The sequence below is a fragment of the Streptomyces sp. NPDC091416 genome (genome assembly GCF_044756845.1).
Lineage (GTDB): Bacteria > Actinomycetota > Actinomycetes > Streptomycetales > Streptomycetaceae > Streptomyces.
On the sequence record NZ_JBIVTU010000003.1, the window covers coordinates 44,291 to 50,888 of the forward strand.

Annotated in this window: 5 protein-coding genes; 1 reads left to right on the plus strand and 4 read right to left on the minus strand. The window is 70.0% G+C overall.

The window, feature by feature from the left end:
- Window positions 1-62: 62 nt before the first annotated feature.
- The 4 genes from ACIQMX_RS10995 to ACIQMX_RS11010 all read right to left on the minus strand — a co-directional run bounded on the left by ACIQMX_RS10995 (window position 63) and on the right by ACIQMX_RS11010 (window position 3,103).
- A complete protein-coding gene (locus ACIQMX_RS10995; RefSeq protein WP_363077869.1) occupies window positions 63-665 on the minus strand; it encodes a hypothetical protein in 603 nt (200 codons plus the stop codon).
- A 132-nt stretch (window positions 666-797) separates the two neighbouring features.
- Window positions 798-1,622 (minus strand): MOSC N-terminal beta barrel domain-containing protein, encoded by an 825-nt coding sequence (locus ACIQMX_RS11000; protein WP_363077867.1) that lies wholly within the window; start codon window positions 1,620-1,622, stop codon window positions 798-800.
- 180 nt (window positions 1,623-1,802) lie between these two features.
- Entirely contained in the window at window positions 1,803-2,285 is a 483-nt protein-coding gene (locus ACIQMX_RS11005; RefSeq protein ID WP_363077865.1) for a DUF6643 family protein, read from the minus strand.
- A 257-nt stretch (window positions 2,286-2,542) separates the two neighbouring features.
- Complete coding sequence (locus ACIQMX_RS11010) at window positions 2,543-3,103, minus strand: NUDIX hydrolase (protein WP_363077863.1); 561 nt, start codon at window positions 3,101-3,103, stop codon at window positions 2,543-2,545.
- 1,015 nt (window positions 3,104-4,118) lie between these two features.
- On the opposite strand from ACIQMX_RS11010, the gene ACIQMX_RS11015 reads away from it, so the two are divergent.
- Window positions 4,119-6,515, plus strand: coding sequence for a LuxR C-terminal-related transcriptional regulator (locus ACIQMX_RS11015; protein WP_363077861.1), 2,397 nt, complete (start codon window positions 4,119-4,121; stop codon window positions 6,513-6,515).
- Window positions 6,516-6,598 lie beyond the last annotated feature (83 nt).

The following is a 6,598-nucleotide window of genomic DNA, read 5'->3' on the forward strand; positions in this document are numbered from 1 at the left end:
ACGGGCGGGCCGGTCCACCGTAGCGCGCGTGGAGGGCGGGAGTTGACCCGAACAGCAGGTCCTCAGCTGCCGGTGCCCGTCCGGCCCCAGTCAGGACCGGCCTCGGCCCATGCCCGGTCGAGCCGCTCGTACCGCCGTTGCACCATGCGCCATACGATCAGACGCCGCCCGCCCTCGATCAGCAGGACGCACATCAGCGCCGCGCCGAAACCCGCCAGAGCGGCATGGGTGTGGGCCGTCGGCGCGTCCATGGGGCGCGGCGCGGGGTTGCCCGCCAGGTCCGTCCAGATCCGCACCCGCGCGCCGGGCGCGGTGTCGCGCGAGGTGGTCGTCACCGTGGCGCTGCGCGCCGTTCCGTCCGGGGCGTGCCAGCGGGCGACCACCGGGATCTGCGCCCTGCGGTCCGTGGAGATCTCGGGATCGCTCACGAGGTGCCGGGCGGCCGGGCGCACCACGACGGCGTTCGTGAGCCGGCGCTCGGCCTGCTGGGCCCGCGCCGACGCCTGCAGCGCGTCGTCGGCGCGCGAGCCGCACAACCAGCCGAGGGCCGGCGCCACCATGACGAGCAGAAGCAACGCGACCAGAGCCACCCACGCCTCGCGCCTGTCCGTGGCGCGGCGCAGTGGATTGTGCCGCCAACGCCAGACTCCCGTGAGCGCTCGCACAGTCCCACACCCCCTTCCGTATCCGTCTTAACCCGATACGGCGCGGTCCGCGCGCTGGAGCGGCGAAGAGAGAGCAACCTCACCCGGTCAACGTGCCGTGCCGCCCCGCGAGTTCCCGGTGAACAATTCCTTTCAGCCCAGGACGCGCACCGGGTCCCCGACCCGGATGACACCGGTCGTGTCCGGGATCAGATTCTGGCCGAAGAGCAGCCCCCTGCCGGAGCGGCGGTGCCGGGCGAGCGTGTGCAGAGGTTCGGCGCCCCGGCGGGCGGTGTGCTGGTCGGTCGTGGTGATCACACAGCGGGCACTCGGCTTGACCACGCGGAACGTCACCTCGCCGATCGCGAGCCGCGTCCACGCGTCCTCCGCCCACGCGGCCGTGCCGGCCACGACGGCATTGGGCCGGAAGCGGTCCATCGGCAACGGCCCCTCACCGGCGTGGTCCCCGTCCGCGACGAGCGAGTTCAGCGCGTCGAGCGAGGCGAGCGTGGTGAGCAGCAGAGGGAAGCCGTCGGCCAGGCTGACGGTCTCACCCGGGCGTGCGTACGCGGGGTCGATGAGCCTGCGCCGGTCCGGAGCATCGAGATGAACCAGCCTGACCTCGGCCCCGAGGTACGCGCCCAGCCAGGCATGGGCACGCGGCGCCGCCTCGACCACGTCGAGCCGGCTTCGGTGCAGCAGTACGCCGGTCGTCTCCCGCGGTTCGGGAACCTCCACGGGCAAGGGCGCGCTCCCCGGCGCGCTCAGCACGATTCCGCCGCCCGGCACGGGGGTGGCGGAGATCAGCGCCATGCGGGGCTGCTGACGTTGTGTGACCACTTTGCCGGTGGTGTCGACCAGCATCCAGCGCCGGTCGCCGTCGAGTCCCCATGGCTCGACGACGACCTCACTCACCGTGCACGCGGCCAGCGATTTGACCGGGTGGATGTGGACGGCACTCAGTTCGGGAGAGGGCATGCCTCCATCCTGCCAGCCATCCCCGGTGACCTGCCGCTGTGCCGTCCGGGGCCTCTCGTCCGGATCGTGCCGGGCCGGGTTGTCGTCGGTCGCCCGTGCTCCGCAGCGACGCCGTCCTCCGCCTTGCGGCCGCCCGCACCGGACCCGCTCCCTGATCCGGCCTGATCCAAGCAGAAGACCCTAGTAGCCCCGGCCCTGGTAGGGGCGGTTGTACGGGTCCTCGTACGGGGACTGCGCGGGCGCGGGCCGCGGCGAGGCCGGACGCATCGACTCGTAGCCGGTACCCGGCGCGGGCCGCTGCGGCTGCTGGTACTGCTGCGGCGACTGCTGGTAGCCGCCGCGTCCCGCGGAAGGCTGCTGCGGGATGTACGGCGCCGGCGCGTGCTGCAGCTGTGCCGGCTGCATCGGCGCGTAGTTCTGCTGCGCCATCGGCTGCTGATAGCCGTACGACGGATTCGGCTGGGAAGGTGCCGCGGGCAGCGCCGGCAGGGCCGACGGCAGCGCCGGCAGGTAGCTGTTGCCGGTGTCGTACGCGGCGGGCACTCGGATCGGCGCGATCTGAGGCGTACCCCGCTCCGCGACCAGGGAGTCGTAGATCGGAGTGTCGGGGAACGACGGCGCGGCGTAGTAGCCGCTGCCGTAGCTGGAGCGGGGGGAGGTCATGGCACCTAAGTTAAGCCCACGATGTGCTGATTGGGGAGTCCCAATCTTGGGGTTATCCGTTTTACGCTGCTTTTGTCAGCCTGACATGCCAAGACACCGTTAAAGCATCCGTTAACAGCTAGGTCTTTTCCGCTGGAGAGCCGCTGTGGTCAACAAGAAGTGGCGGTTGCGTTACAAAGGGCGACATCCGCGTGGAGACCGCCGCGGCACAGGGCTTCGCTCCCCCGGACGCCCGGTGGCCCTGATCTTCCCGGCTGTCACGTCTCCCAGTCCCACGAGCCGAAGTAGGCCGCCGTGCCCGTGCGGCGGGCTTGTGCCACCGCGTCCAGCCGGACGAAATCCCGCCGCGGCATGAGCGCGCGCCATTCGGACAGGGGAAGCACGCGGGCCTGGTCGTGTTCGGCCGGATCCAGGACGAGGGAGTGGATCTGTTCGTCGGTGAGCCGGCCGCCCTCGAAGACGAAGCCGATGGTGGCGTAGGGCCATTCCGCCCCGGGCTGGCCGAAGACCGACGCGAGAAGTTCCACGGGCCCGTCGTAGACGATCCCGGTCTCCTCCCGGCACTCCCTCAGGGCCGTCTCCCACGGCCGCTCGCCCGGATCCATCGTTCCGCCGACGAGTTGCCACGGATGCGTCCGCGAGTAGACCGCCTTCAGCTGAAGCGGGTTGTCGTGCTGGTCGGTGAAGTACATGCACGCGAACGCGGTCGCCTTCATCACCGTCTCGGCGTACTGCTCCGGCGGCAGCCATCCCGGGCTCACCGCCTGCCCGCTGAGGCCTGAGTGCAGCTCTTCGCTCGTGGACCGGGCGTGTGGCAAGGAGTTCCTGCCTTTCTGACGGATCTCGACTCGTGAGGAGGGTGGGGGAGGGCGGTCCCGCCCGACCAACGCGCACATGATTCCTTCGGTTACGGGCAGCGCTTCGGCGTCGCCGTCCGGAGCCCGGCGGGAACCCCGGGCGGACCCCGGCCGACCCGTTCCGCCCGCGACGTACTCGGACCCGCGCCCGGCGCACGGCTGATTTCCGCGTCGGAACATGTTTACGGGGCTGCTTCTGTCCTGCGGGCCGAGAACATATCCGCTCGGACCTCATCACAGCGGTCGGAGGACTTCTTGCTATGGCCACCGCGTTCCCCGTCCGCATCTGTTCGGGGCCGGCGCTTTCGCACACGGACCGTGTCCCCGTCGAAGCTGTGTGCCGACATCTCTCGAATCTGCCGGGGCGGCCTGCATGGTGCCATCCGTTCAAGATATAAACCCCCTCGAATCCTTGTGTGATCAGAGGGAGTTGAGTAATGATCGGCCCACCAATAGCTGGGCACGTGATGGTGTCAAGGGGGAACTATGGAAGAACTCTTGATGGTCGGTTGCGGCTGGACGGTCCGTTCGTACGCGCAACCTGCGCATGAGCGTGGTCCGGATGCGATGGCGCCGTGTCCGGACGGGATGAGGCCGAGGCTGCCGGGGACCCGGCCGGCATGTGCTCCCCGAAGCCGGTCGCGGCGGCAGTGCCGACCGGGGAACCGTGCGGGCCGTGTGGGCGTCTCAAGGGACGAGTCCGTGCGGCAGGACGTGTCCGGGCGGGCCCGTCACGTGCAGGGCGAGCCCACCCGCGCGCCGAACGCCCAGGTGGGCGTCGTGTTCACGGCCTGCCCCGGACCTTCGGTGCGCCCTGCTCCGCCGAGGAGTTCCTCGACGCTTCGGAACCCGGCGTTCCGTACGTGTATGACGTGACCCGCGTGCAGAACCTCCACCTTGTTTTCGTGGCGTTTACGGGCTCAAGTATGTGAGAGAGCCTCTCCGTGTCTATAGTTGGCAACTTTATGGATGAGGTATGTGCGCTACAGCTGGGACTTCGTCTTCGGCATGTGTAGTCGACAGGGAGTTTGGACCGGAAATCTCGGGGCAGGAGCCGGGATCCTGGTTCGAAACCATCTTTGATGAGCCGTCCGGCACTTCAGTTCTGGAAATATGTGGCGATCGATGGACGGGGAAGAGCCTCCTGCTTTCGCGGCTGGCCGAGAGCGGTGCTCGCAGAGGCAGGGTCATCGCCTCCGGGTGTGCCGTGCCCTGGTCGCGGGTCGGAATGCCATTCGGTGTTTTCGTCGACGCCCTGGATGACGTACTGGTGCAGTACAGGACCCGTCACCCCTGGTCGGAAGGGCAGGCGCAATGGCTGAAGGCCGTCTTTCCCGCTCTCTCCGGAACAGGGGGGTTATGCGTGCCCACGAACCCGGTGGGCAGGTACCACCTGTTCAGTGCGGTGCGGGCCCTGTTGGAGCATCTCGGCGCCGACGGCGGGTTATTGATCACCCTCGATGATCTGCACTGTGCCGATGAGGCGTCGATGGAACTGGTGGCGCATCTGGTGCGACACCCGCCCGCCGGTCCTGTGCTGATGGCACTCGCCTATCGTCCCCGCCAGCTCGACCACAACCTTCAGGACGTGCTGAACCAGGCTGTGCTGAATGGGCGGGCCAAACGGGTCGTCGCGGCGGGGATCTCCCGGGAGGCCGCCCTCGCGCTGCTTCCCGAGGACATCAGCCGGGTGCAGTGCAATCTCATGCTCGACGAGTCGGACCGCAACCCCGGTCTGCTCAAGGCGTATTCGGCACTGCGCTCGATACCGGGGCAGTCCGCGCCGGCCATGCCCCCGCTCCCGCTGGACGTACTGACCGATACTCTGCGGGACTTCAGGGCGCTCTCCGACCTCGCATGGCAGGTCGCCAGGGCGGCTGCGGTGCTCGGTGAACCCTTCATTCCCGCCAACGTGGGATGCGTCGCCTGCGTGAGCGGCGAAGAACTCTGCACGGCCATTGACGAGTTGGTGCGTGAGGACCTGCTGCGGGTCGACACCGCCACCCGTCGGCTGCGGTTCAGCAACCCGCTCCTGCGCGCCGCCGCCTACCAGACGGCCGGCTCCGGCTGGCTCTTCGGGGCCCATGGCAGGGCCGCGCCGATCCTTGCCCGGCAGGGTGGCGATCCGCTGGACCTGGCCGGCCATCTCCAGTACGCCGCCGTGACCGGCGACACCGACAGCAGCCGGATTCTGCTGCAGGCCGCGGCCGAATCGCTGTGGTCCGACCCGGAGCAGGCCGCGACATGGGCCGCGACCGCGATGGACGTGAGCCGGCCGGGCCCCGGATCGGGTCCGGAGACCCTGTTGCTCGGGAGTGCGCTGATGCTCAGCGGAAAGCTGTCGCAGGGCATGACGGTTCTGGACGGGCTCCGCGGCGAGGACGAGTCGCACCCGACCCATCTGAAGGCGACGCTCTGGCGGGCGTGGGCGCTGCGCCACCTGGGCGATCCGGACGGCGCGGACCAGGAGATCGCCGCGGCCCTGAAGCTGACGGGCGAACAGGAACGCGAGCGGCACGCCCTGTTGCTCGGCGCACGCCTGGAGAACGCTCTGGCGGCCAACGCGCCCCTGCCCGAGATCGAGGAGGACGCCCTGCTCGACGACGCGGCCGGACTGTCCCCGGTGACGCGCGGCTGGCTGTACGCCCTGCTGGCCATGGGGGCCACCAGGAACCGTGCCACCGAACACGCGGTGCTCCACCGGGCGGTGGCGTGCCGGCTTCTCGACCAGGCACAGGATGACGAGGCCGTGCGGTATCTCGACGGCCTGTACTGGCTGGCCGCGGCCGAGTCCGCACTCGGACGCAAGGAGTCCGCGGCCCGGCATTACGAGCGGGGTCTGCTGCTCGCCGAGCGCGGTAAACAGCTCAGCCGGGTACCGCAGTTCGCGCTCGCGGTCGGCGCGATGGACCTGGCGGACGGTGACCTCGCAGGTTCGGTCCGGCATGCCGTGGTGGCGGCGGCGGCCGCCGCGATGACGGACAGCGCGTATCTGCGTGCGATCACCGAGGAGGCGGAATCGGCCCTGCGGGCGGCGGGCCGCAACGTCGCGACGACCGCGCCGCACCTGGCCCGGGTCCCCGTCCCGCGGCCGGCTCCGGCGCAGCAGCCGTCGGGACCGACGTACGCGGCGAAGACGCGGCTGGGCCAGTTGAGCAAGCGTGAACTGGAGGTCGCGGTCCAGGTGAGCCGGGGCCGTACCAACCAGCAGATCGCCCGCACCCTCACGGTCAGCCACAAGACCGTGGAGACCCACCTGGGCCGGATCTTCAAGAAGCTCGACGTGTCCTCCAGGGCCGAACTCGCCACCCTGGTCGGCCGGTCGTACGTGGGTCCCAGAGAAGTGCCCGGTCCCGAGCGGGAGCGCGGGTGACGGAAGGAGCGTGGGGGGGGGGGGGGGGGGGCCGGGGGGCCCCCCCCCCCCCCCCCCGCGGCGCCGCGCGCCCCGCGGCCCCC

Excerpts from the sequence above, each read along its gene's own strand:
- ACIQMX_RS11015 (WP_363077861.1), top strand. The coding sequence starts at position 4,119 with ATGTGCGCTACAGCTGGGACTTCGTCTTCGGCATGTGTAGTCGACAGG.
- ACIQMX_RS11005 (WP_363077865.1), bottom strand. The coding sequence starts at position 2,285 with ATGACCTCCCCCCGCTCCAGCTACGGCAGCGGCTACTACGCCGCGCCG.
- ACIQMX_RS11000 (WP_363077867.1), bottom strand. The coding sequence starts at position 1,622 with ATGCCCTCTCCCGAACTGAGTGCCGTCCACATCCACCCGGTCAAATCG.